The organism is Bradyrhizobium sp. CB3481 (assembly GCF_029714305.1).
GTDB lineage: Bacteria > Pseudomonadota > Alphaproteobacteria > Rhizobiales > Xanthobacteraceae > Bradyrhizobium.
Map to the genome: position 1 here is coordinate 2,005,309 of NZ_CP121647.1, position 24,591 is coordinate 2,029,899.

The 24,591-nt window shown below is 63.0% G+C and carries 26 protein-coding genes; 15 read left to right on the forward strand and 11 right to left on the reverse strand.

Translation table 11 applies throughout. The features are described 5' to 3' along the window. The first annotated feature begins 21 nt into the window (after nt 1-21). On the forward strand, nt 22-744 hold the full coding sequence (locus tag QA643_RS09625) for a GntR family transcriptional regulator (RefSeq protein WP_283032941.1): 723 nt from the start codon (nt 22-24) through the stop codon (nt 742-744). A gap of 6 nt (nt 745-750) precedes the next feature. Here the strand turns inward: QA643_RS09625 and QA643_RS09630 are convergent, their stop codons facing one another. Beyond that, complete coding sequence (locus QA643_RS09630; protein WP_283032942.1) at nt 751-1,074, reverse strand: hypothetical protein; 324 nt, start codon at nt 1,072-1,074, stop codon at nt 751-753. 85 nt (nt 1,075-1,159) lie between these two features. After that, nucleotides 1,160-1,963 carry a DeoR/GlpR family DNA-binding transcription regulator gene (locus tag QA643_RS09635; protein ID WP_283032943.1) on the reverse strand — a complete coding sequence of 268 codons (804 nt, stop codon included), beginning with the start codon at nt 1,961-1,963 and terminating at the stop codon, nt 1,160-1,162. Between the two features lie 235 nt (nt 1,964-2,198). On the opposite strand from QA643_RS09635, the gene QA643_RS09640 reads away from it, so the two are divergent. The 6 genes from QA643_RS09640 to QA643_RS09665 all read left to right on the forward strand — a co-directional run bounded on the left by QA643_RS09640 (nt 2,199) and on the right by QA643_RS09665 (nt 7,528). Beyond that, nucleotides 2,199-3,218, forward strand: a complete 1,020-nt coding sequence (locus tag QA643_RS09640; protein ID WP_283032944.1) for an ABC transporter ATP-binding protein — start codon at nt 2,199-2,201, stop codon at nt 3,216-3,218. A gap of 63 nt (nt 3,219-3,281) precedes the next feature. Further along, nucleotides 3,282-4,535, forward strand: a complete 1,254-nt coding sequence (locus tag QA643_RS09645) for an ABC transporter substrate-binding protein (RefSeq protein WP_283034758.1) — start codon at nt 3,282-3,284, stop codon at nt 4,533-4,535. Between the two features lie 46 nt (nt 4,536-4,581). Then, nucleotides 4,582-5,502 carry a sugar ABC transporter permease gene (locus QA643_RS09650; RefSeq protein ID WP_283032945.1) on the forward strand — a complete coding sequence of 307 codons (921 nt, stop codon included), beginning with the start codon at nt 4,582-4,584 and terminating at the stop codon, nt 5,500-5,502. Beyond that, nucleotides 5,499-6,308, forward strand: coding sequence for a carbohydrate ABC transporter permease (locus tag QA643_RS09655; RefSeq protein WP_283032946.1), 810 nt, complete (start codon nt 5,499-5,501; stop codon nt 6,306-6,308). The genes QA643_RS09650 and QA643_RS09655 overlap by 4 nt, the downstream gene beginning before the upstream one ends. Beyond that, on the forward strand, nt 6,308-7,147 hold the full coding sequence (locus tag QA643_RS09660; protein ID WP_283032947.1) for an endonuclease/exonuclease/phosphatase family protein: 840 nt from the start codon (nt 6,308-6,310) through the stop codon (nt 7,145-7,147). Before QA643_RS09655 ends, QA643_RS09660 begins: the two co-directional genes overlap by 1 nt. 3 nt (nt 7,148-7,150) lie before the next feature. Next, a complete protein-coding gene (locus QA643_RS09665; protein WP_283032948.1) occupies nt 7,151-7,528 on the forward strand; it encodes an NUDIX hydrolase in 378 nt (125 codons plus the stop codon). A 107-nt stretch (nt 7,529-7,635) separates the two neighbouring features. Here QA643_RS09665 and QA643_RS09670 read toward each other — a convergent pair whose 3' ends face one another. Further along, complete coding sequence (locus tag QA643_RS09670; protein ID WP_283032949.1) at nt 7,636-8,472, reverse strand: LysR substrate-binding domain-containing protein; 837 nt, start codon at nt 8,470-8,472, stop codon at nt 7,636-7,638. A 303-nt stretch (nt 8,473-8,775) separates the two neighbouring features. Next, complete coding sequence (locus tag QA643_RS09675; RefSeq protein WP_283032950.1) at nt 8,776-9,783, reverse strand: helix-turn-helix transcriptional regulator; 1,008 nt, start codon at nt 9,781-9,783, stop codon at nt 8,776-8,778. A gap of 88 nt (nt 9,784-9,871) precedes the next feature. On the opposite strand from QA643_RS09675, the gene QA643_RS09680 reads away from it, so the two are divergent. From QA643_RS09680 to QA643_RS09690, 3 genes are all read left to right on the forward strand, one after another. Then, on the forward strand, nt 9,872-10,216 hold the full coding sequence (locus QA643_RS09680; protein WP_283032951.1) for a hypothetical protein: 345 nt from the start codon (nt 9,872-9,874) through the stop codon (nt 10,214-10,216). Next, on the forward strand, nt 10,213-11,295 hold the full coding sequence (locus tag QA643_RS09685) for a LuxR family transcriptional regulator (protein WP_283032952.1): 1,083 nt from the start codon (nt 10,213-10,215) through the stop codon (nt 11,293-11,295). The genes QA643_RS09680 and QA643_RS09685 overlap by 4 nt, the downstream gene beginning before the upstream one ends. 336 nt (nt 11,296-11,631) lie before the next feature. Continuing rightward, nucleotides 11,632-12,480, forward strand: a complete 849-nt coding sequence (locus tag QA643_RS09690; RefSeq protein WP_283032953.1) for a helix-turn-helix transcriptional regulator — start codon at nt 11,632-11,634, stop codon at nt 12,478-12,480. A 14-nt stretch (nt 12,481-12,494) separates the two neighbouring features. Here the strand turns inward: QA643_RS09690 and QA643_RS09695 are convergent, their stop codons facing one another. Then, nucleotides 12,495-13,226 (reverse strand): sulfite exporter TauE/SafE family protein, encoded by a 732-nt coding sequence (locus tag QA643_RS09695; RefSeq protein ID WP_283032954.1) that lies wholly within the window; start codon nt 13,224-13,226, stop codon nt 12,495-12,497. Nucleotides 13,227-13,765: 539 nt separating this feature from the next. Here QA643_RS09695 and QA643_RS09700 point away from each other — a divergent pair. The 3 genes from QA643_RS09700 to QA643_RS09710 all read left to right on the forward strand — a co-directional run bounded on the left by QA643_RS09700 (nt 13,766) and on the right by QA643_RS09710 (nt 15,819). Next, nucleotides 13,766-14,833, forward strand: coding sequence for an ethylbenzene dehydrogenase-related protein (locus tag QA643_RS09700; RefSeq protein WP_283032955.1), 1,068 nt, complete (start codon nt 13,766-13,768; stop codon nt 14,831-14,833). 152 nt (nt 14,834-14,985) lie between these two features. Beyond that, a complete protein-coding gene (locus QA643_RS09705; protein ID WP_283032956.1) occupies nt 14,986-15,129 on the forward strand; it encodes a hypothetical protein in 144 nt (47 codons plus the stop codon). Nucleotides 15,130-15,600: 471 nt separating this feature from the next. Further along, a complete protein-coding gene (locus QA643_RS09710; protein WP_283032957.1) occupies nt 15,601-15,819 on the forward strand; it encodes a hypothetical protein in 219 nt (72 codons plus the stop codon). On the opposite strand, the gene QA643_RS09715 is transcribed toward QA643_RS09710, so the two are convergent. Next, nucleotides 15,816-16,724: a LysR family transcriptional regulator gene (locus tag QA643_RS09715; RefSeq protein WP_283032958.1), complete on the reverse strand. Its 909-nt coding sequence runs from the start codon at nt 16,722-16,724 to the stop codon at nt 15,816-15,818. The genes QA643_RS09710 and QA643_RS09715 overlap by 4 nt on opposite strands. 86 nt (nt 16,725-16,810) lie before the next feature. Here QA643_RS09715 and QA643_RS09720 point away from each other — a divergent pair, with 86 nt between their 5' ends. Beyond that, nucleotides 16,811-17,872, forward strand: coding sequence for a putative sulfate exporter family transporter (locus QA643_RS09720; protein ID WP_283032959.1), 1,062 nt, complete (start codon nt 16,811-16,813; stop codon nt 17,870-17,872). A gap of 29 nt (nt 17,873-17,901) precedes the next feature. Here QA643_RS09720 and QA643_RS09725 read toward each other — a convergent pair whose 3' ends face one another. After that, complete coding sequence (locus QA643_RS09725; protein WP_283032960.1) at nt 17,902-18,744, reverse strand: nitroreductase family protein; 843 nt, start codon at nt 18,742-18,744, stop codon at nt 17,902-17,904. 136 nt (nt 18,745-18,880) lie between these two features. Here QA643_RS09725 and acdA point away from each other — a divergent pair, with 136 nt between their 5' ends. After that, nucleotides 18,881-20,092, forward strand: coding sequence for a 3-sulfinopropanoyl-CoA desulfinase (gene acdA, locus QA643_RS09730; RefSeq protein WP_283032961.1), 1,212 nt, complete (start codon nt 18,881-18,883; stop codon nt 20,090-20,092). 6 nt (nt 20,093-20,098) lie between these two features. On the opposite strand, the gene hemN is transcribed toward acdA, so the two are convergent. The 4 genes from hemN to QA643_RS09750 all read right to left on the reverse strand — a co-directional run bounded on the left by hemN (nt 20,099) and on the right by QA643_RS09750 (nt 24,522). Next, nucleotides 20,099-21,451: an oxygen-independent coproporphyrinogen III oxidase gene (hemN, locus tag QA643_RS09735; RefSeq protein WP_283032962.1), complete on the reverse strand. Its 1,353-nt coding sequence runs from the start codon at nt 21,449-21,451 to the stop codon at nt 20,099-20,101. 89 nt (nt 21,452-21,540) lie between these two features. Next, a complete protein-coding gene (locus tag QA643_RS09740) occupies nt 21,541-22,404 on the reverse strand; it encodes an SUMF1/EgtB/PvdO family nonheme iron enzyme (protein ID WP_283032963.1) in 864 nt (287 codons plus the stop codon). A 64-nt stretch (nt 22,405-22,468) separates the two neighbouring features. Further along, nucleotides 22,469-23,596 (reverse strand): copper-containing nitrite reductase, encoded by a 1,128-nt coding sequence (nirK, locus tag QA643_RS09745; RefSeq protein ID WP_283032964.1) that lies wholly within the window; start codon nt 23,594-23,596, stop codon nt 22,469-22,471. Between the two features lie 233 nt (nt 23,597-23,829). Continuing rightward, nucleotides 23,830-24,522, reverse strand: coding sequence for a Crp/Fnr family transcriptional regulator (locus tag QA643_RS09750; RefSeq protein WP_283032965.1), 693 nt, complete (start codon nt 24,520-24,522; stop codon nt 23,830-23,832). Nucleotides 24,523-24,591 lie beyond the last annotated feature (69 nt).

The window sequence follows — 24,591 nt, forward strand, 5'->3', positions numbered from 1 at the left end:
ACCTGAATCGTGGAGGGCGAGATGGAATTGAGTTCCGATAGTCACGTCCCCAAATACGCGCAGATCGCCGACATCTTCCGGCAGCGCATCGCGCGCGGCGTCTGGACCCAAGGCTTTCGCCTGCCCGCCAATGAGGAACTGGCGGCCGAGTTCGGCGTGTCGCGCGTCACGATCAGGCAGGCGGTGGAGCTGCTCGCCCGCGACGGTGTGATTGAGGCGCAGCAGGGCCGCGGCACCTTCGTCACGGGGACCGTGCGGCAGGATCGCTGGCTCAAGGTCGAGACGACGCTCTCCGATCTCGCCGACATGTACCGCGACACTTCGCCCGAGATCATCAATATCTCGGAGAGCCGCAGCGATGCGCCGCTACTTCCCGGCGACGGCAAGCCAGCCGAAAAATACGTCTTCATGCGTCGGCTGCATTCGCGGGAGAAACAGCCGTACTGCGTCATTTCCATCTATCTCGACGAGAAGATCTTCCGCAGGTCGCCGAAGCGTTTTCGCAACGAGACCGTGATCCCGATTTTGAGCGATCTCAGGGATCCCGCGATCGCCAGCGCGCGCCAGACGCTGACGATCGGCGCCGCCGACATCGAGGCGGCGCGGTTGCTGCGCGTGCCGCTGAATTCGCCGGTGGCCGAAGTGCGCCGCATCTTCACGACCGCGGACCGCACCGTGATCTATCTCGGCGAGGTCACCTATCGCGGCGACTTCGTGCGGATCGACATGGATCTGCGGCCCTAGTGGCCGTCAAGGTGAGAACAGCTCCTGGTTCCGAGGCTTGAGTTCTTCCCCATAGGTGCGCAGGACTTGGGCTTCGCTCAAGGTGCCGAGCGGGGCGCGATGGTCGGCGCGCTCGACAAGCGCGAGCACGTCGGCTTCCCTGCGTTCAAAGGCTTTCAGGATCTTGCGAACCGGAGTGGTCGGGAGCAGGTATTCATTCTGTTGCTGCACCAGCGACCTGAGCAGCTCGTTATCCTGATTGGCCACGGAATGCGGCGTGGCGGCAGGGACAACACTCGCATAGATGCCGTTGCGATCGTGTAACTCAACCGCGACAAAATGGACAGTCACCCGGCCCTTCCGCGCGGAGCGTGAATCGATCTCGGACCTTGCCCCGGGGAGGCGCGATCGGGCTGAGGATGATTGCAGTTGTCGACTAGGTGTTGCCGAGGCGCTCGAAATCTGCGCGAGCGTCGCCGGCCGTATGGATTTGGCCGCTATACCGCTGCGCGATCAGCTCAAACGTTGCCGGCAATCGATTGTCGAGGACGAGATGGTGGCACTCGTCGAGGTGGCCGCCACGAACCGTGGCATTGCGTCCGAATTTGGTGATGTCGGCCACGAGCACGGACGTTCGTGAATTGGCGGCGATGGATTGACGTGCCTTGACTTCATCGACATGGAAGTCGAGCAGCGTGCCGTCAGGGTCGACGCCGCCGACGCCGAATATCCCGAAGTCGGCGCGGAATCCCGAGAAGAAACGCACGGCGGCCTCACCAATGATGTCGCGGTCGAGCGGCCGCAGCGTGCCGCCAGCGATGGTGATCTCCACCTCGGGATTGTGCGCGAACGCTGCGGCGACGTTTAGGCTGTTGGTGATGACCCGCAGATCCCGTCGGCGGGAGAGTGCCTGCGCGACATATTCAGGCGTCGTGCCGAGTCCGATCATCAGCGACGTCCCGTCGGGGATGAGTTTGGCCGTCGCGTGCGCGATCCGCCGCTTGGCGTCGGCGTTCAACCTGTGTCTGCTGCCATAGGCGAGGTTCTGGTTCTGGACGGGGAGACTGACCCCGCCATGCACCCGCCGGAGCAGTCCCTGGTCGCAGAGCGCATTCACAACGCGACGGATGGTCTGCTGCGTCACGTCGAAACGCGCCGCAAGCTGCTCGATGGAGGCGAAGCCTTGCTCGCGCACGATCTCCAGTATGTGCGACTGACGTGTCGTGGCGGTCCTGAGCATGGGATCTCCGTTCCCAACGAAAGTATCATTTGAACGCCGAAGGTGCAATTTTCTGTTTCATATGTTGTCGCGCTATGTTCATATGAACAAATTAATCGCTACGCCGATGAATGCGCGTGGCTCAAAGGGAGGGGCGTATGGACCGGTCTGTCTGGGTGGCCGGCCTTGCGTTGCTCTGTTGGAGCGAGCCGCCGCCAGCGTGCGTAGCTGCATCGTGCTGAGAGCGAAATCGGCCATGTCGGCAATTGCGCTGAGTCAGGTCTCCAAGTCGTGGGGCGCGATGCGCGCCGTGGATGACATCAGTCTGACGGCGGACGAGGGCTCGCTGCTGGTGCTGCTGGGGCCGTCCGGCTGTGGCAAGTCGACCACGCTGCGGCTGATTGCCGGTCTGGAGGAAGCCGATGCCGGCACGATCGCCATCGGCGGAGTTGACGTGACCCGCCTGTCACCGGCGGACCGGAAGATCTCCATGGTCTTCCAGTCTTATGCGCTATTCCCGCATTTGAGCGTGGCCGAGAACATCATCTTCGGCCTGCGCGTGCGGCGCGTCTCGCGCGCCGAGCGCGACGCCCGCCTTCGTCGCGTCGCCGACATCGTTGGTCTCGGGCATCTGCTCGAACGCAAGCCGGCGCAATTGTCGGGAGGGCAGCGCCAGCGCGTCGCGCTGGGGCGCGCTATCATCGCGGAGGCGCGGGTCTGTCTCATGGACGAGCCGCTGTCCAACCTGGACGCCAAGCTGCGACACGAGATGCGGACGGAAATCCGCGCGTTGCAGCAGCGTCTCGGCATGACGATGGTCTACGTTACCCACGATCAGACCGAAGCCATGACCATGGCGGACCGCGTCGTTCTGATGCGCGACGGCCGCATCGAGCAGAACGGCTCGCCGGAAGAGCTTTACAATCGGCCGGCAACGGCGTTCACGGCGCGATTCATCGGGACCCCGCCGATGAATCTGCTGCGTCGCGATGATTGTCTCATCGGCATCCGGCCGGAGCACATCAATATCGTGTCCGGCGGAAATCACGACGCGCGGGTCAAGGCCGTCGAACATCTCGGGGCCGACAGCATCGTGCTGTGCGAAATCGACGGTCAGCCGATCTCGGTTCGACTAGATGGGTTCAGCAAAGTTCAGCCCGGCGAGGATGTCCTCCTAGCCTGGGAGGCCGATCGCGAGCATCGATTTGATCCGGCTACGGAATGCCGATTGGAAACTTCGGCCAGGGAGGGCCGGCTGGCGACCTTCGCTGGATAGCGGCGGTGGTTACAGGCGCTCGGCGGATCACAGAGGGAGAGAGAGATGTTTGCGCGACGAACGATGTTGATGGTAGCCGCACTTGCCGTGCTCTCGATGGGGGCACGTCCAGCTGCCGCGGTGGATCTGACCATGTATTATCCGGTCGCGGTCGGCGGTCCCGTCACCAAGATCATCGACGACATGGTCTCGCGCTTCGAGAAGGACAATCCGGACGTCAAGGTGACGGCAGTCTATGCCGGCAACTACACGGACACTATGACCAAGGCGATGACCGCCATGAAGGGCGGGCAGCCGCCGCAACTGTCGGTATTGCTGTCGACCGACGTGTTCACGCTGATGGACGAGAATGCCATCGTGCCATTTGACGACCTCGTCAGCGACAAGGCCTGGTTCAAGGAATTCTACGCGGCGTTCATGGCAAACGGGCAAGTCGACGGCAAGACCTGGAGCATTCCGTTCCAGCGCTCGACTATCGTGCTGTACTGGAACAAGGACGCCTTCAAGGAAGCGGGCCTCGATCCCGAGAAGGCGCCGGCGTCCTGGGACGAAATGGTCGAGATGTCGAAGAAGCTGGTCAAGAAGGATGGCGCCAACACCACGCGCTGGGGCGTTGAGATCCCGACGACCGGCTACGGCTATTGGATGTTGCAGGCGCTCGCCATCGAGAACGGCCAGAAGATGATGAACGAGGCCGGCACCGAAGTGTACTTAACCGCGCCGAAGACGGTCGGCGCGCTCGACTACTGGGTCGACCTGTCGCGCAAGCACAACGTCATGCCGACCGGCAGCATCGACTGGGCCACGCTCCGCACCGACTTCCTCGAAGGCAAGACGGCGATGATGTGGCACACGACGGGTAACCTCACGGCCGTCAAGGACGCCGCAAAATTCCAGTTCGGCGTGGCCATGCTGCCGGCCAAGGAGCGGCGGGGATCGCCGACCGGCGGCGGCAGCTTCTACATCTTCAAGAGCGCTTCGCCCGAGCAGCAGAAGGCCGCCGTCAAGTTCATCCAATGGATGGCGGCGCCCGAGCGTGCGGCGGAATGGAGTATGAAGACCGGCTACGTCGCGGTGTCGCCGGCCGCCTACAAAACCAAGGCGATGGAAGACTACGCCAAGGGCTTTCCGCAGGCGACTGTCGCGCGCGATCAACTCGAACATGCCGTGCCGGAGCTCTCCGTCCATGAAAACGGCCGTATCTACAAGTTCGTGAACGATGCCGTGCAGGCCGCGGTCACGGGCTCGCAGAAGCCCCAGGAAGCGCTGGCCGCCGCGCAGGCGCAGTCCGACCGCGTGCTGCGCGCCGCCAAGTAGGGGACATGGCGGGGTGGCAATTCGCCGCCATCCCGCCAGCTCTAGAATGACCAATCTCGCCACCCCATCGCTAATCCCCGAACGCCGCGCTCGGTCGCAGGCGTGGTGGAATGCCGTGAATGCGTGGCTGCTGTTGTTGCCGGCGGCGGTGCTGCTGGTTGCGTTCACGCATTGGCCGATCCTGGCGACGATCCGACATTCGCTGTTCATCACCAAGCGAAACGGCAACGAGGTCTTCGTCGGGGCGGACAGCTACCAGGCGATGGGGGGCGATCCGATCTTCTGGAAGGCGCTGGTCAACAATTTCTGGTTTGCGCTCGGCACGATCCCGACTTCGATCGCGCTGGCGCTGATCATGGCGGTCTGGGTCAATCGCAACATGCGCGGCCGCGGCTTTCTGCGGCTGGCCTATTTCACGCCGACCGTGCTGCCGATGATCGCCGTCGCAAACATCTGGCTGTTCTTCTATACGCCGGATTACGGCGCGCTCGATCAACTGCGCGGGCTGTTCGGCCTCGGCGGCTGGAACTGGCTCGGCGATCCCTCGACGGTGATGGGTTGCCTGATCGTGATGGTGATCTGGAAGGAAGCCGGATTCTTCATGATCTTCTACCTGGCGGCGCTGCAGCAGCTCTCGCCGGATCTCGATGAAGCCGCCTCGATCGAAGGCGCGAGCCGGTGGTACACGTTCCGCCGCATCACGTTCCCGCTGCTGATGCCGACCACGCTGTTCGTGGCCATCAATGCGGTCATCAACTCGTTCAAGCTGGTGGACCATCTGGTCATCATGACCAAGGGCGGTCCGAACAACGCCAGTACGCTGCTGCTCTATTACATCTATGAGGTCGCCTTCACGTTCCAGGATTCCTCCTACGCGGCAACGCTGACGGTCGTGCTTCTCATGCTCCTGAGCGCGATTGCGCTGATCAAGTTCGGCTATCTCGATCGCAGGATCCACTACCAATGAGAGGCCGGACATACGCCGCCGAAGCCATCGCAGCATGGCTCCTGGCTTTGATCTGGCTCGCGCCGTTGGCCTACGCCTTCTGGAGCGCCCTGCATCCGGCTGCCTATGCCACGTCGTTCAGCCTGTCCGCACCGTGGACGCTGGAAAATTTTGCCCGGGCTTGGAAACAGGCGCCATTCGCCCGGTACTATCTCAACACGGTCGTGCTGGTGACGCTGATCCTATTCGGCCAGCTCGTCCTGTCGACGTTGGCCGCCTATGCCTTTGCGCGCTTCAAATTCAAGGGCAGCGGCATTGCCTTCGCCCTCGTGCTGCTTCAGCTGATGATCATGCCCGACGTTCTCATCGTCGAGAACTATCGCGCAATCGCCATGCTCGGATTGCTCGATACGATCCCTGCCATCGCGCTGCCTTATATGGCGAGCGCCTTCGGCATCTTCCTGCTGCGCCAGACGTTCAAGAGCGTGCCTCAGGAGCTGGTCGAGGCAGCCCGGGTCGAGGGAGCAGGCCCGCTCGTTATACTTTGGCGGGTCTATGTGCCGTTGGCACGCCCCACCTACGTCGCGTTCGGCCTCGTCTCCGTCAGCTATCACTGGAACAACTTCCTGTGGCCGCTGATCGTCACGAATTCCGTGGAAGCGCGTCCGCTCACGGTGGGTCTTGCCGTGTTCGGCGCGCCTGAAACTGGTGTGGACTGGTCGGTGATCACGGCGGCGACCGTGATGACGATGGCGCCGCTGCTGATCGCATTCCTGTTGTTTCAGCGCCAGTTCGTTCAGTCATTCATGCGCGCGGGTATCCGTTAATGCGACTTCTCACCTGGAACATACAGTGCGGAAAGGGGTGCGACGGCCTGACCGACCTGCCGAGAATCGTGGCCGTCGCAAGGCAGACGCTCGACGCGGACGTGTTTTGTTTCCAGGAAGTGAGCGCCAATTTTTCGAGATTCGGCGATGGCGCCGACCAGAGCGCGCAGCTCGCAGCCCTGCTGCCCGGTTACTCCGCAATATTCCGGCCGGCGATCGAAACGATAGATCGAGAGGGCAGCCTCCACCGCTTCGGCAACATGACGCTGTCGCGGTTGCCGGTGCTCCAGATCGCCAATCACCTGCTGCCGTTTCCTGGCGCGGGAACTGTGCGCAGCATGCGCCGGCACGCCCTGGAAGTGACGGTGCAGGCCTCGTTCGGCCCGATCCGTATCGTCAACACGCATCTCGAGTTTCATTCGGCCGATCAGCGCGCGGCGCAGATCGCGCGGCTGCTGGATTTGCAACAGGACGCGTCGGAGAGCCCGAGGCAAGCCGGCTCCCGGCATGACGAGCCGTATGGAGGCCAGACCATTGCGGCCTCGAGCCTGATGTGCGGCGATTTCAATTTCGACATGGCCGATCCCCAGCACGCCTTGATCGACCGCTCCGGGCGACGCGGTCTGAATTATCGCGATGCGTGGACCGCCAATCGTCCCGGACGCCCGCGGGCGCCAACATGCGGAATCTACGACCGCGCGCAATGGGCCGACGGGCCGGACTGTCGCGACTTTATTTTCGTGACCGAAGATCTGATCAGTCAGGTTCGCAACATCGACGTGAACGAAGCCACCGATGCTTCCGATCATCAACCTGTTGTGATTGAACTTGCGGAATAGAGAATGGCTAAGTCATCAAAGCTTGTTGTGGCGAGGAAGGGCAGGGTGCTCCTGGTCAGACGGCGGCGCGACAAGCGCTGGATGTTTCCGGGCGGCCGCAAGCGGGCCGGCGAGAGTGAGAGAAAGTGTCTCCAGCGCGAGATCACGGAGGAGCTGCCCAAGCTCAGACTCGGTGACTTGAGGCTGTGGAAGGAGGTCAACGGCAAGAACCGTCGGTCCGGCCGAAGGATGAGCGACGCGATCTTCCTGACCAAGAAAGTTTCAGGTCCATTGAAGATCGGCGACAAGAGGGAGATCGACAGAGCGGCTTGGCGAAAACCGCGCGGGCTCAAGCTGACGCCAACCTCGCGATACATTCGGGACAAGCTGTTTCCAGAATGAGCTTGGTAGTTGGCTAGGCGGAGGATGACCACCCTGACAGGTCAGTAAACCTGCCAAGCTGCCCTGGGTCGGGCCGAAGGCCGCAAAGGCGAACCCATCCCGCAAGCTCAGTAGCAGGCAGACATCAATCCAAGTTGCGGATACTGCCGGTCGATCGCGGCCACCTCTTTTCGCATCTGTGCGATGATCCAATCTCGGATTTCGGCGGCGATGGGCCGCATGGGCCGGTGGCGGGGCGGCAGAAACTCGCAGAGGCGGCGCGTCGTGGCCAGTGTATCGGAGGCCGGCACCAGTGCGCCGGTCAGCAGCCAATGCGAGGTCACCGTCAGCCAGCCGAGAGCGATGCCCTGACCTAGGAGGGCGGCCTGCACCACCACGGCATAATCGGTGAAGCTCAGCCCCTTGGCTACCCCGCGGTGCCCGGTCAGAAGCGAGGCGTAATCCGCGGCCCAGTCGGCCGGCGTCTCGGCCAGACGGATGATGGTGTTGCCCTCGGTAGGATCGCTCTCCCCCATATAGCCCGGACTGCACATCGGCAGCATGACTTCCTTCATGATCAGAGTGCCTCCGGAGGATGGTTCGTCGCGATCGCGGAAGCGCATGCCGAGATCGACATTCTCCACCGGTCCGCGCAACGCGCCAGAGATGAGTTGAAAGCGCAGGTCGACTTGCGGAAACTGCTTCTGCAGCTTGTCGATACGCGGCATCAGCCAATGCGTGGTGAAGGCAGAGGACACCGACAGCGTCACCGTCTCGGTGCCCTTGCGGCGCCGCTCGATCTCGACGAGCCCGCTCTCGATGCTGCGGAAGCCTTCGAGCACGCGGCGATACAGGAGTTCGCCTTCCTCGGTGAGCACGGCGCGGCCCGCCTTGCGGTCGAACAGGCGGACGCCGAGATCCTCCTCGAACTGGCCGAGCATCCGGCTCACGGCAGGCTGTGTCACGTTCAATTCGGCGGCCGCCGCGGTGAAGCTGCCATTGCGCGGATTAAGACGCTGGTGAACAGCGGCGAACGCTCGCGGAATTTACTGCTGACATTAGCAGCCTCAGCGTCCGACGCGATGTCCTCTGCGGGTCGTTCTGAACTGCGGTCTGCGTTCCCATGATGCAGGCGGCGGCCTCTTCTTCGTTGTGAGGAGAGTCCAGCTATGCCGGGTATCGGTCGAGCGGCGCCTTGCTCGATCGGATAATTTATACACACCGGCAGATATCCATCGCTGCAAGGCGTGGAGCCGGCGTTGATCGCCTCACTCGCTCTGGAACGGGCTGATAAATCCGGCGACGAGTCGGACCAGCTCGGCCTGTCGCCTGGTGCCTGTCTTCTCGAACAGACGGCCGACATGGGTCCGCACCGTGCTCGGCGCGATCCCAAGCGTGGCCGCCACCTGCGGCGTGCCTCCGACATCGACGATAGCGAGCAGAACGCGTAGTTCAGTTGGTGTGAGGTTATAGGACCTGGCGATGATATCGGGCGGGCGAGGGCATTCCATCCCGGCCTTGTAAACCAGCACCGCCGCAACGGCCTCCTGAGAACGGCCATCGTAAGCCCGCGCGGCCGTCTTCAGAGGGCGTACGTAACCGACGCGACGTATGCCGTTAGCTGCAATCAACGCCAAGGGAGCGGGCATCACATCCGCGGGGCTATCGGCTGTTACGGCCAGGCGCAGGCTTCGGTTGGCCTGCGGATCGCAGGCGACCAAACGGCCGCCACGCGAACACAGCACTTCCTCCGCGGCGAGAAGCCGGCGTGCGGCGGCGTTGAGGTGCAGGATCCGGGTCGCGGCGTCCACGATGAAGAGCCCAGCGCCGAGGCCATCGACGGTCTCGGCGAGCGCTGCAGCCTCTGCCCGGCTGCGTGTGATATCTTCTGTGATGTGCAGTGCCCGGCGCACGTGCCGCAGCACCATCGCGAGGCGCAGCCGCGCGTGCTCCGCGGCGCCGGCCCGACGACCCATGGACCTGCCAGATGTCAGGTCGTCGGCCGGTTCCTCCAACATGGCATTCGCCGCATCGAACCATTCGCGGGGATGCAATCCACTAGGGAAGAATCGGTCCGGGCCGGGGTTGATGAAACCATTGAGAGCGTCGAGAACGCCCGCCCACTGTTCCGGATCGAGTGCCGCTTCGTAGATGCCGCCAATCAGGTCAATGAGATTTTCGCTCTCGCGAGCAGCGCCTGCGCGGCCAGCGCGGGCCTCGCTGCTTTCGAAGGCCGTCATCATCTGGCTCACATCGCCCGGATCAAGCGCGCGCATTGCCGATCACCCGATTATGAGGCCGCGGTTGTCCGCGATGATCGCAGTTTGTGATCGCAATCACAGAGTGTGTCGCGGAGCGAGTGCTATGGGGACCGCCACGGCCGAACGGATTCCCGCTTTGGCCGGGGGCGTTTGCGATCACTCCAACATGTCGAAGATTTGCCGTAAATTGACCTGGCTTCACGTCGATGCCCGGCATCCTGTGCGCAGCCTCACGCTCGGCTCTGAAAACGAAGGGCACTGGGCAACTCCATCAATTTGGCGCGGTTCAAACTTGAAATGGTTTGAGCTTGACGCCCCCGGCGCAAGAACAAGCGCGGGAGCCAGGCGCGCCGAATCCATTGTCGGCGCGGTGGCACGAAACTTGATCCGTGCATCGGCAGGTCACAAGGGGCGTTCGGCCCTATTGGCTATTGGGAGCAATGAATGAGGCAGCTGCGGCAGCGCGACCTTCACTCGATCCTGGAAGTCGTCGAGCAATTGTATACATTTCAGACGCCGGAGTCTTGCGAGACGGGCATCATCGAACCGCTCATGCGCTTGATGGACTGCGACAGCCTGCATCTAGCCGAGGTCAATCCGAAGCAGCGGAGCGTTCGATGGACCTCGAACCTGGATCCCGGCCAGAAGATGGCGATCCCCAACATGCGCGAAATCATCGCGCAGCACATGCACGAGCATCCGTTTCTGCTGCATTGGAATCCAGGCCGAGGGCTTCTCAAGCCAACCAGGTTGAGCGATCTGATCAGCCGGTCGAAATGGCATGACACCGGCCTCTACAAGGAGCTCTATCGTCCCTTTCGCATGGAGCATCTGATCGGTGTCGCGCTCCCTGCAATCGGTCCACGCGAAGTGCATATTGTCGGGCTGCGCGAGACGCTCGACTTCGATCAACGCGCGTGCCGCATATTCGAGCTGCTGGTGCCGCATCTTGCTGCCGTCTATCGCAATGCGCAGGCGATCGGCGATCTCGACGGTCAGCTCGCTTCGCTGCGCGAGGGCATTGAGATGGATGGCCGCACGGCGGTTCTGCTTGGGCCGCGCAGGAGCGTCCGCCAGATGAGCGCGCGCGCACATCAGTTGCTGGCGGCGTATTTTCCCATGCGCTGGACCGACCAGAATATCTTGCCAACGCCGGTCGATGATTGGTTACGGCGCCACGAGCGCGAGATTTCCATCTCGCCGCCGCGGCCGTTCACTGCCGAGCACGACGGCCGGCGTCTCACGATTCAGCTCCTGCGCGAACGGGGCGGGCATTTGCTGTTGTTGAGCGAACGGAAGCTTCGCATCGCGCCCGAAGACATCACCTCGCTCGGATTAAGTCCGCGCGAGACCGAGGTCCTGGCCTGGCTTGCCCACGGCAAGAGCAATGCGGAGATCGCCGGCATTCTCGGCCTGGCGCCCGCAACGGTCAAACATTGTCTGGAACGCGTCTACGGAAAGCTCGACGTCGGCTCGCGTGCGGCTGCAACGGCTGTGGCCGTCGCCGCGGCCGGCACGCACGGCTGACAGCCGGCTTTTGCCGCCGGGATGGCGGCCAAGAAACGCGATTCAAACACTTGAAAGATACGGGGCGCTCGGTCGCGCCATATGGAGCATTAGATGAAGCAATTGCGGCAGCGTGACCTTCACGCAATCCTGGAAATTGTCGAGGAGCTGTACTCATATCGCACGCCCGAGGAGTGCGAGGTCGGCATGGTGCGATCGCTTCAATGCGTGATCGGTTGCGACAGCTTTCATATGAGCGGCATAGACCCCGCGTTGCGGCGTGCCCGCTGGTCGTCGACCCGGAACCCAGGGCCAACCAGGTTCGTGTCCAATGTCAGGGAAGTTTTTGAGCGGCACATGCACGAGCATCCCTTCCTTGAACATTGGGACCACGGCCGAGCCCTTAAGCCGGCGACGCTGAGTGACCTGGTCAGTCAGCGATCGTGGCACAGCACCACGCTCTACAACGAGGTCTATCGGCCGTTTCACATCGAGCACATGCTGGGCGTCGCCGTTCGCGTATCGGGGCCGTGCAAGATGCATGTCGTCGCGATGCGCGAGAAAGTCGATTTCGATGACCGCGATCGTCACACGCTCGATCTGCTGACACCGCATCTCGAGGCAGCCTATCGCTATGCAGAGACCGCCGGCGATCTCAGGGCGCAGCTTGCCACGCTGCTTCAGGGCCTGGAGATCGACGGCAGTGCCGCGATTCACGTCGGGCGGGATCGGCGCATTCGCCACATGAGCCCGCACGCGCAAGGCTTGTTGATCGCCTATTTCCATTGGACTGATCGAAGCCGGCTGCCTGCACCGGTCGATGACTGGCTGCGGCGCCAGGTGCCTGCGACAGAGGCTTCCTTTGCGCCGCCGAGGCCGCTTGTCGTCGAACGCGATGGCCGGCGCCTCACGGTTCAGATCCTGCATAGCCATGGCGGGCCTTTCCTGCTGCTAAGCGAGCGCAAGCTGCGTATTTCGCCCGCGGACATTGCCTCGCTCGGGCTCAGTCCGCGCGAGACCGAGGTCCTGGCCTGGCTGGCGCACGGCAAGAGCAATGCGGAGATCGCCGGTATTCTCGGCCTGGCACCCGCCACCATCAAGCACTGCCTCGAGCGCATCTATGGCAAGCTCGACGTCGGCACGCGGGCGGCCGCTACCGCATTGGCAGTGGCTGCTGCCGGATCGCGGGGGCAACGAAGGGCCTGACCGCTGCCGATGCGTCAGGCGAGCAAGCCGAGCCCGGCGACCAGAAGAATGATGAGAATCACGCGCCGAAAAGCCAGCTCGTTCACCCGTCCGAACATGACGATGCCGGCGGCTGTTCCCGCCAATAGCGGCGGCAGGCTGATCATGAAGTCGGTCACCATGTCCGCCGGGATGACGCCGCGGAACATCATGAACAGCAGCGCCGACAACTGCATCATCGCGATGAACGGCTGAACCAGGCCTCGCTGCTGGTTCTTCGGCAATCCGCGCAGGTCGCACCAGATCGTGGGCAGTGCGCCGGGCATCGCCGTCAAACCTCCGATGAAGCCGCCGGCAAACCCGACCATCGCGTCCCGGCGCCGGCTCTGCGCCTGCTGCAGCAGCGCGACGGCCGGACGGAAGAGCATGTAAGCGGCATAGGCTGCCAGGAAGATGCCGAAGCCAATTCGGAAGATGCCGGTTTCCACGCGCTGCAGCAGGTAGAGCGCTGGTGGAATGCCCAACACTCCGCCAACGACGAAGGCAAAGCTGTCTTGCCATATCATGCGATTGCGCAGAATGCCGAGACTGACCCCCTGAACCACGATGCTGCATGCCATCATCAGGGGCACTGCCTCGGTGGGCGTCCGCACATGGAGAACGAAGACGCCCGCTACGGCCGAGAAGGCAAAGCCGGCGAGGCCAGAGACGAAGGCGCCGACGAAGACACCGAAGCAAAGCAGACCATAGGAGATCAGGTCAACCATGGTCTCAACTCCTCATCGTGCAGAGCGACGGCGCATGCATCAGCTGCCGATCGCATCCGAAGCGAGGCGAACCTAGCGCCCGCGTTCACCGAGCAAATCAGGCAGTTGGGGGAGATTGAAAAGAAAATCGCCGGGCCGATCTTCAATAGATCGCTGCAGCAAATGTCGTTCGATTACATGACGCGTGCGCGGCACGTCCTCGCTATACGGCGTGACGGATTGCGCCGGTGAAAACGCGAGCGTCTAGCGCGGCACGCTTCGATCGCGGCATGACGAACCTCCAGGCGATTGGGCTTGATTCCAAAAGACGCGAGTCGACGATGTCTTCGAATTCGATTGTCATGCGCTCCCATCCACCGAAGCGCCTGCGCTGCAAGCTCCTTGCGCGCTACCTGGTCAGCAAACTGTTCGACGGGGCTGGACGCAGATTGGCCGGCCGCGTCCCGCCTCGATCGCGCCGGCCGGTCTTTTCCGCCGGTCCGTCGTTGGTGGCGATGACTGCGGGGTTTTTGGCGGTTGGTTCGATCATGGTGTGGAGGATGGCGTTAGGGGAAACGCTTTATATCAAGCGCATCGACGCGGCCGATGCGCCGGTGCTCGATGGCGATGCGCCGGATCCAGCCTGGCGATCCGCCAAGCCGGTCACCGTGCTCACGGGGTTCGGCGGGAATCTCGGCGGCAAGGGCAATTCGGCGGTCGAGATTCGGGCGGTGCATGACGGCAAATGGGTCTACTTCCGTTTCACCTGGGAAGACCCCACCCGTTCGCTCAAACATCTGCCGCTCGTCAAGCGCGAGGACGGTTGGCACGTCCTGCATGACCGATACGATCGCGCCGACGAACGCGCGTTCTTTGAAGACAAATTCGCCGTGCTGATCACGAACGAGCCGATCGTCATTCCGGGTGATCATACATACCGTGGCGGGCCGACGCCGGTCGCCGACAGGCCGAGCACGTTGTCGCAGCGCGGACTGCACCTCGCATCAGTGTCGGGCCAGGCCATGGAAGTCTGGCAATGGAAGGCATCGAGCGGTGGATTGCTGGGATGGATCGACAGGCATCATTTCGATCTGCCCGTTGATCCCACGCGCGCGCAGGCGGCAGGCGAGTTCCCATATCGCGGCGGCTATATTCAGGATGCGCGGGCGATGTCGCTATACGCGGATAATTGCGAGGCGCAGCCGCTCGGCGGATATGAACGTCCGGTTCAGCCGAGGCGGCTGCCGAGGGACTGGAATGCAACCCATGCCGCACTCGGCAAGGTCGATCTGGAGCCCGATCAGGGCGACACCGAAGGCTCCCGCTGGTGGATGACGATGCCGGAGTCCGAGCCGTACTCGGCCGATCTCGACGTGCGGATTCCGGTCGGCACGGTCATTCCGGGATCATTGATCCTCGCCGATGATCTGGCACAGCGCGCGCTGGTAAGGGGTGCGGCGCGCTGGGGCGTCGGCAAGTGGACCCTCGAGGTGGCACGGCGGCTCGATGCCGCGTACCCGGATGTCCCGATCGGCAGCAATACGCGCATGTGGGTCGCGGTGTTCGATCATGCGCAAACCTATCATACGCGTCATATCCGCCCGGTCCGTTTGGAGTTGCAGCGATAGTTCGGATGTCGGGCGGCGCCTCGCCGTGACGCGCGGCAGAGCCACACGCATTCGTGAACGGCTTCCCGTCATCGCGTCCGCTGAACGCCGGACGCACGCACTCACGAGGTCATGTCAATGTCGAGCGACGCCACGCGCAGCATGGAGAAGCGATGTCGCTGCGAACACGATTGTTGCTGACCGTCATTCTGCTCGTCTTTCTCGGCGCTCACGCTTACGTGGCATTCATCGTGCTGCCGCCTGCGCACAGCGATTGGCAGAACTCGCCTCCAACGCAGATGGGAACCCAGGATTGACGCATGAATGATTTTTGCCGCCTCGCATGTGATCGCACCGCCGGCGCGGGCTGATCACCGATCAATCTCCGTATCCTTGCTCCGTATCCTTGGGCGTGTCCGCGCGCACAAGGATGGCGGTCCCGGCGCATCCCGATGGCAGGCCACCGCCATCGCCTGCTGCGTCTTGACTGCCAGGAGATGGGCGGCCGGTGCGTGTTGGCCGTGGGCGCGTAGGCAACACCCCAGCCCCGCTTGCCGGACCACGTCGAGCATGTGTCGGCCGCCCACACATTGATTTCATAGGTTGAGGAATTGGGGAGGCTGCGTCCCGCCGGGCAAGCCTGCGACGACAAAGAAAAAGGTTATTCGGCAACCGCTCCTTACGGAAATTTGCTTCCCTTCTATGATCTGAAAAAGCAAATCGCTTCCATTGCACCAGCCGCCCGAACGGACAACATTTGCCGTTGACATCAACGGACTGGCTGCAAAATGGAACGCTTGCGATATGAGCCGTTTGGCGAGCGCCTGGCGCCCGAAAGGGAGGCAGGATCGGCTTCGCGCGCGTCCAAATATCTGTTGTGGGCCGGTACCGGTTTGTTCTGGTCGCTGGTTGTCGGCATCGTGCTCGCCCGCGCAGTGTTCTTCGAGCCGGGAGTCTTCGACAGCTTCAACCGCTTCGCCGCCTACGCCAAGGCCCTGGCTTTCTAGGCTACCTCGGCGATCGGCTTGTCCTGCCAGATGATCCGCTCGAAGGCGGTCGCAGCCGGAATTTCTATGCGCCCAGGCACCTTCAGCTGCCACAGCGTACGCTCGATCTGCAGGTCGCGCATCTGCACCACTTTGAGTTTCCCAAGCGTCACCTGATCGGAAATCGTGGCGCCGGAGACGATGGCGACGCCGAGCCCGGCGGCTACCGCCTGCTTGATCGCCTCGGTGCTGCCGATTTCCAATGTGCGCTTCGGCTCAATCCCCGCAGCAGCCAGCGCCTGTGCCACCACCTCGCGCGTGCCGGAGCCGGGCTCCCGCACGATCAGGGTTTCGTCGCGGAGCGCGGCGGCCTCGATCCCGCGGCCTGTGCCGGCGAAGCGGTGCCGCGCATCGGTGATCAGGCTCATCACATCGGTGCGCCACGCATGGCTTTCGAGTTCGGCATCCTCGACCGGACCTTCGACCAGCGCGATGTCGATATCGTGCGCCAGCATGAGATCGGCGACATCCCGGGTGTTGGCGCTGACGAGATTGAGGTCAATGCCGGGGTGCTTGCGGTGAAAGGCGCCGAGATAGTCCGCTATCATGTAGGTCGCGATCGTGGTGGAGGCGCCGATGCGCAGCGAACCGCTATCGAGGTTGCGCAGCGACAATAACTCATCCTCGGCCGCGCGTTCGGCCGCAAACAGCGCCTCTGCGTGCCGCACCAGCGCTTTTCCCTCGCGCGTCGGCCGCACGCCCTTCGGCGTCCGGTCGAGCAGGCGACAGCCCACCTGAAGCTCGAAGTCCCGAACGCCCTTCGAGATCGCCGGCTGGCTGATGTGAAGCACATCGGCTGCGCGCGAGAAGCTTCCGGTCTTCACCACCGTGGTGAACAGGCGGAGCAGGTGCAGGTTCAAGGACATAACTTCTCTCTATTGGGTCAGACAGAAAATATATTACCCAATTATCGCATTATTACGCATAGATTTTTCTTCCTGAGGAGCAATTCGTGCCGCAAGACGAGGAATCTTCCGCCTGCCGAAATGGACCGGCGACCAGCGTGACCCGTCTTGCAGCGCTCATTCCGGGCGTCGTTCTCTGCATCGCCGTCGCCGGTGTTTCGGCCGCGCTGGAAGCCGCCGAGCGGCGCTGGTTCGCTCACCCCTATGTGGAGGCGCTGGTCCTGGCGATCTTGCTCGGCATGGCCTTGCGCAGCTTCTGGAAGCCGCCCGAGCGCTGGCAGGTCGGCATTGCTTTCAGCGCCAAGCAGCTGCTGGAGGTGGCCGTGATGCTGCTCGGCGCCTCCGTCAGCTTTGCCGCGATCGCGGCGTCCGGTGTGGCCTTGCTCGGCGCGATTGCCGCGGTCGTCGTTGCGACCTTAGGCCTCAGTTTCGGTCTCAGCCGCATGCTTGGCCTGCCGACGCGGCTGTCGATCCTGATCGCCTGCGGCAATTCCATCTGCGGCAATTCGGCCATTGCCGCGGTTGCACCGGTGATCGGCGCCGATGCCGACGAGATCGCGTCGTCGATCTCATTTACTGCGATACTCGGCGTGATGATGGTGCTGGGGCTCCCGCTTCTGATTCCGCTCCTGCAACTGTCGGCGACGCAATACGGCATTCTGGCCGGCCTCACGGTCTATGCCGTCCCGCAGGTGCTGGCCGCGACCCTGCCTGCGGGGCTCGTGAGCACGCAGATCGGCACGCTGGTCAAGCTCATGCGGGTCCTGATGCTGGGGCCGATCGTGGTCGGACTTTCGCTGCTCGCACCGCGTTTGCAAGGCGGCGCGCGCAGCAGCAAGGGGATAGGCTTCTTCCGGCTGGTGCCCTGGTTCATCCTCGGCTTTCTGGCGCTAGCGGCCCTGCGTTCGATCGACATCGTGCCGGTGGCGGTGATCGGCCCGCTGACCGCCATCACCGGCTTCCTGACGGTTGTCTCGATGGCGGCGCTCGGCCTCGGCGTTGACGTTCGGGTTCTCGCTACCGTCGGAGGCAGGGTAACGGCAGCCGTGACGCTATCGCTGCTGCTGCTGCTCGCGATCAGCCTCGGCCTGATTCACATGTTCAACTAAAGCGGTCCTGAAGGTGTCCTTCGATTCGATCAATCCAGCTTGAAGCCGATGCGCCTTGCATAGGCGCCGAAGTCCGCGCGTTCGGGGCGGGCATACTGCCGGGCCTTGTCCTCCGACCAGCCATAATTGTCGGCCAGACCAAACTCCCTGACATAGCGTTGCGACGCGTAAGGCTGGGCTGCTGCGCGGCGCCGGTCATAGGTCTCGATGGCAGCATCGATACCATCTTCCAGGAACGTGTCGCGATGGACGGTTACGGATAGCGGAAGCCGCATGCTGAGCGGCGGCGTTTCCGCAGGATATCCGACCGCGAGGCCGGCCACCGGGAAAACATGATCGGGCAATTTCAGCAGGCGCGACAGCGTCTCCGAATGATTGCGGATTGCGCTGACCGGACAGACGCCGAGCCCCTCGGCCTCGGCGGCAATGACGAACGCGGACAGCGCGATCCCCGCATCGACGGCGGCATTAAAGAAGGCGTCGAGATGATCGTTGGCGAACGGCCTGTCGCGCAACGCGTGGATTCGGCGCTGCCGCCGGTTGTTGCCGCAGAAGATGAGAAGGTTCGGGACGTCTGCAAGCCATTTCTGACCGAGTGGCCCGCCGGTCAGGAGCGCTGCGATCTCGGACTTCAGGGACGGCGCGTCGATAATGATGATATCGCGCTGTTGAAGGTCACTTTTGGTCGGAGCGCACAGCGCCAGCGCACACAATCGCCGCAGGGTCGAGTAGGGAACGGTGTCGGAACGGAATTTCCGCACCGAGCCGCGTGCCGCCAACTGACGATGAACGGGCGGGGCATCGGCGCCAAATTCGATCTCGGCAGCATCGGGACCGAAGCGATCGGACAGCGGTGTTCTCGAACTGGACATCTCGACGGCCTCCAATGACGCTTCAGGTTGGCGTAGGACAAGCGAGCCGAGATCATAAATTATTCGGTTGCCTTTTGTCTTGCCTGGGAGCCGAATGATCCAAAACACCGTTGTCGTGCCTGGGAGGAAAACCTGGATGGATATGAAACTGTCGCCCGAGCAATTGAAGCTGCGCAGCGCCGCGCGCGAGCTGGCCGAAGCCGAGTTCGCGCCGAAGGCGGCGGAGATCGATCGAACCGAATCCTATCCGTTTGACAACGTGGCCGCCCTGAAGGCCGCGGGGTTCATGGGCTATACGATTCCGAAATCCCATGGCGGCCGGGGCGGCAGCTATTTCGAAGCCGCGCTGATTATCGAGGAGATGGCGCGGGTCTGCGGCGCGACAGGACGCATCACCGTCGAAGCCAACATGGGCGCCATTTCGGCGGTCATGCAATACGGCACCGAGCAGCAGAAGCGGCTCGCGGCCGATCTCGTCCTTTCGGGCGACAAGCCCGCGATCTGCATCACCGAGCCGGAAGCTGGTTCGGCGGCGACCGAGATGACGACGCGCGCCGACAAGCACGGCAACACCTATGTCGTCAGAGGCAAGAAGCACTGGATCACGGGCGGCGGGGTCTCCAGGCTGCATCTGATCTTCGCGCGGGTATTCGACGAGCGCGGCGAAGAGCAGGGGATCGGCGGCTTTCTTGCGCTCAAGGGGACGCCCGGCCTCATCATCGGCAAGCGCGAACCGGCGATGGGTCTGCGCGGCATTCCCGAAACCGAGATCATCTTCGAAGATCTGGAGATCCGGGAGGACATGCTGGTGCTGCCGCCGCGCGGCCTTCGGCGCGGCTTTGCCGATCTGATCGACGCCTATAACAGCCAGCGGGTGGGCGCCGGAACGGTCGCGCTCGGGCTGGCGCAGGGGGCGTTTGAGAAGGCGATGGCGTTCGTGAAGGAGCGGAAGCAGTTCGGGCGGCCGATCGCGGAATTCCAGGGGCTGCAATGGATACTGGCCGACATGGCGATCGCGCTCAATGCCGCGAGGCTGTCGCTGCATCAGGCCGCGCTCAGCGCCGATCCGTTTCCCGATCCGCTTCTCGCCGCGCAGGCGAAAATCATTGCCTCGGAGACGGCCAATATGGTCACCAACCAGGCGCTGCAACTGTTCGGCGCCCGCGGCTATTCGCGCGACTATCCGCTGGAGCGCATGGTGCGGGACGCCCGCATGTTCACGATCGCCGGCGGCACGGCACAGGTGCTGAGGACGCTGGTGGCGTCCCGGATTCTCGACACGAAAATCCCGCAAACCCGCGACGGATATTTGGACAAGGCTCGGCCTCCGTCCCTCGCGGCGAAATGAAGATGGTTACACCGCGCGGCTATGCGTTGCCGCAGAATGGGCCAGGTGGGCATCGAAGGCCGATGCGACGCTTCGAACCAGGAACGCTGCGCCATCGCTGATGGAAAGCCGGTCGTCGACCATCGTCACGGCGCCGTCCGCGATCAGGCTCTCGATCCGTGGCCGATCGACAATCGCCGACCGGTGGTCGCGGCCGTGGAGTTTCGATATGAGCGGAAGATCGACGGCAAGATCGCACATGATTCGTTCGATGATGTCGGCGCGGAAGCGATCTTCTGCCGTGAACCTGTATCCCTTGGCGGTGGCGAGCCTGCCCTCGGCGACGCGCGCGAGATAGTCGCGCGTCGGAACGACGTTTTGAATGAAGCCCTGGGGCATGCGGCCGATGGCGCTGGCGCCGAGGCCGATCAGCGTGTCGGCGGAATCGTCGGTGTAGCCCTGGAAGTTGCGCCTCAGCCGGCCCTCCTGCCGGGCGATGGCCAGGTTGTCGTCCGGAAGCGCAAAATGATCGAGGCCGATGCGGACATAGCCCGCGTCCATCAGGGCCTCCGCAATCGTCTCAGATTGCAGATGACGCTCGATGCTGTCGGGAAGGGCGTCTTCATTGATCTTGCGCTGATGTTTCTTGAAGGACGGAATGTGGGCGTAACCGAACACCGAAAACCGATCGGGGCGAAGCTCGATGCATTTGGCGACGGTGTCGAGACACGAATCCACCGTCTGTAGCGGCAGCCCGTAGAGCAGGTCGAAGTTGATCCGCGTAACGCCGACCCGGCGCAGGCGCTCGACCGAAGCCGCGGTCTGCTCGAAGCTCTGTATGCGGTTGATGGCACGCTGCACGGCGGGATCGAAGCTCTGGACGCCGAGGCTGGCGCGATTGACGCCGCAATAGCCGAGCGCGTCGGTCATCTCCTCGGTCAGCGTGCGCGGATCGATCTCGACGGCGAGTTCGGCATCCGGCAGGACGAAGAACTGATATCGCAGCGCGCCGACGAGATCGGCAAACAATTCGGGCGACATGATCGTCGGCGTGCCGCCGCCGAAGTGAACGTGCGAGATCGGCAGTCTCTGGCCGATCGCCTCGGCGACAGACTGCGCCTCGGTGCGCAGGCCGGCTGCATAGGTCGCGATCGGCTCGTCACGCTTGGTAACCGAGGTATGGCAGCCGCAGTACCAGCACATGGACCGGCAGAACGGCACATGCAGATAGATCGAGGCCGGCTGCTGGACTGATATCGACTTCAGCCAGCCCCTATAGTCCTGCTCGCCGATGGCCGGCGAGAAATGCGGGGCCGTGGGGTAGCTGGTGTAGCGTGGCAGCCTGTCCTGCCCATAGGATTGCGCCAGGTCCGATCGCATCTGCTGTTCTCCTTCCGCCTTTGGATCATCTACAGGATTGGCGGCGGAGGGACTTTGCTCTAGCTCAACCCGGCGGCCTTTCCGGAAAATCAGGTTCGGCGCAGCAGCCTGGCGATGCTGCGGGCCGCTACGGTCGCGGCTGGCTCGGATGTCTCCACGACGAGCCTGAAGCCAAGATTGGCCGGCGGAACACCCGCGGCGCAGCCGCCGGACCGGGGATCGCGGATGAAGTCGGTCATGTAGGAGCGATGGGCTCCCTGCACGACACGGACGCCGCAATTGGTGTTGGTGATCCGCTCCTGGCCGCCGCCGAGCGAAACACGAAGGAAGCAGGTATTCGTCCACTCCCAGACGTTACCGGCCAGGTCATCCAGCCCCTTACTGTTGGTGCCGAACGTGCCGCCGGGCTGCGCGGCGATGGTGGCGGGCCTGTCGCGGCCGGATTCGGCCTCATAGCGGGCAATCCAGGCCTGCGCAGGATCGGCGGGGTCGACCAGCGGCAACGCTTCGTCACGCGCCTTCTCGGCCGCGGCGAAGATCCACTCTTCGTCCGTCGGTAAGCGGTGGGTGATACCGGTCTTGCGTGTCAGCCAGGCGGCGTAAGCTGTGGCATCGTGCCAGCTGACGCCGACGACGGGGAGGTCCGGCGAGTGTGCGGCAACGCCAAGGCGCAGACAGACGCCGTCGTCGACACAGCGCTGATATTCGCCGACCGTGACCTGCCGTTTCATGACGACGAGATCGGCGGGAAGGCGGAGTTCACGCAGCGGTCCTTCGACCGGTCGGCCATTTCGGGAAAAATCGCCGGCGGCGCGGTAGCTGAAAGAGGTTGGAGCGAGGCGCAGGGCGCCATCCGGCTCGGATTGAGAGGTCGGCGTGCACATGGTTGCCAGAACCGGTGCGGCCAGCGCACCAGCAAGCATTGCCGCTTTCACTTTCATCACGATCAGCATGACATCGCCTCCTCTTCGTGCGACGGCCCGCGGCGATAACCGCGGGCCGTCGTTTCGGCGCCACCTAGCGGCTGACGGCCACCGGGTCAGCAGCACCGACCTTATCGAGCGGAATCGGGCCGGGAGGGGTGACCTGTTTCATCAGGTCGTCGTTCCACTTGCCTTCTACCTTGATGTGGGCCGTGGCGCCCAGTTCGACAGCCTCGATCAGGTTGTGGTTGACGTAGGCGTAGACACCGGGTTCGCGGAAAGTATAGAGCGCCGCGCCCGCGGAGCCGCCGCGGATGAACCAGGTCTCGAGATCCTTCTGCGGCGGGTTGTTGAACTTGCCGGCTTCCCAGACATAGTCGCCATGCCCGCCGATCAGGTGCGGACGGGTATCGCGGTTGGCCTGCGAATGCACGAGCATCACGGTCTCGCCGACCTTCGCGGTCAGTGCGTTCTTGCCGGTGAGCGATCCGACGCGTCCGTTGAACACCACGTGGGTCGGGATCAGCTTGCGCATGACCTCGGTCGTGTCGGCATAGGATTCGCCGATGGTTTCATAGGTCTTGTACTTGCCCTTCTCGTCCTTCGGCACATAGAGCTCGTTCTCGCCGATATAGAAGATCTTGTCGTAGCGCAGCGCCTTGCCTTCAGCATCCTTCAGGCCGTCGCGCGGCAGCACCATCACCGTGCCGTGCATGCCGGAGACGACGTGCCAGGGGATCATGCCTTCCGGCGCGCAGTGATAGACGAAGACGCCGGGGCGCGTTGCCTTCCAGCGCAGCACGACCTGTTCGCCGGGATTGACCTTGGTCAGTGCACCTCCGCCGAGCGCACCGGTCGCCGAATGCAGGTCGATATTGTGCGGCATGGCGTTGGTTGCGGGGTTGAGCAGCGTGAGCTCCATGTAGTCGCCCTCGTGGAGCACCATCATCGGACCCGGCATCGATCCATCGAACGTCATGGCATGGAATTTGGTGCCGGCATCATCGATGACGACTTCTTTCTCGCGGATCGTCATCTTGAACTCAACGATCTTCGGTCCCGCTTTGGTCGCCTGCTCGTGCGCATGGACGTTGGGCGGAGCGACCAGATCGACCTTCTGGCGCGGCAGCTTCAGATCGTCTGCCGGTCCGGCCATCGCCGGTACGGTCATCATCAGTGCCGCGACAGCGGCACCCATTAAAGCAGTCCTTCTCGTCAGCATGATGCTCTCCATCGCGTTGTGCGTCCCAAATTCGACGGCGGCATCATGAGCGCACTGCAGCAAGGCTCTTTGCGCTGGAACAAGGAGACGCTTTTTTATTTTCGAGATGGATCGTTGGGCAATTTGCGCGAGATCAAAGACGTCGCGAGGTTAACGATTGGTGCATGAGAAAGCCTGTCGAGACTCAGGGCTGACAAGGTCGCGGCTGCGGGCCTGGGTTCTACGCGAGTTGTCTATTCGCCATCGGCGAGATTATGCAATCTCTTCTCATCGCACAGCACGATGCGCTGCCTGCCGCCCTCGACCAGTCCCTGCTGCTCCCAAGCACTGAGAATCCGGCTGACGGTGTGCAGCGTGGTCCCCGTCATCTCGGCGACGTCCTGGCGGCTGATCGGAAAGTCGATCTCGATGCCGGCGTCGACTTTTCTTCCGGCCTGCTTGGCGAGGCGGAGCAGCACATGCGCGACGCGCTGCTCGACCTGCTCGTTCGACATCTCCATGACGCGGGCCTGCGTATCCTGCAGGCGGCTGCCGACGGTCTGCAGCGCGCTCGCGGCAAGGCTCGGATACTTGCCGATCAGGCGATTCCAGGACGACGAAGGCCAGGCAAGGGCAATACTGTCGACGGCGGCAACGGCCGTTGCCGGATAGTGCGTCAGGTTCATGGCCTGCGCGACGCCGAACAGCTCGCCCGCCGAAACGTAACGCACGACGGACTGATTCCCCTGCGGCGTGACTTTTTCGACGCGGAGATGGCCATGAAGCAGAAGGAAAAATTGACTCGCTTCGGCGCCCTGATCGAATACGGCGCTTCCCTTCGGATATCGAATCGAACGCGCTTCGCGCAGCAGCTCTTCCTGTTCGGCGGACGTAAGGCCCGCGAACATCGCCAGGTTCGCGACCAGGGAGCGGTCGACTGAGGCCATCGATATCCTCGTTTCAATAGCGGCTGAGAGTATCCGCTGTCGGGGCTAGCCTCAACGGCCTGCCAAACC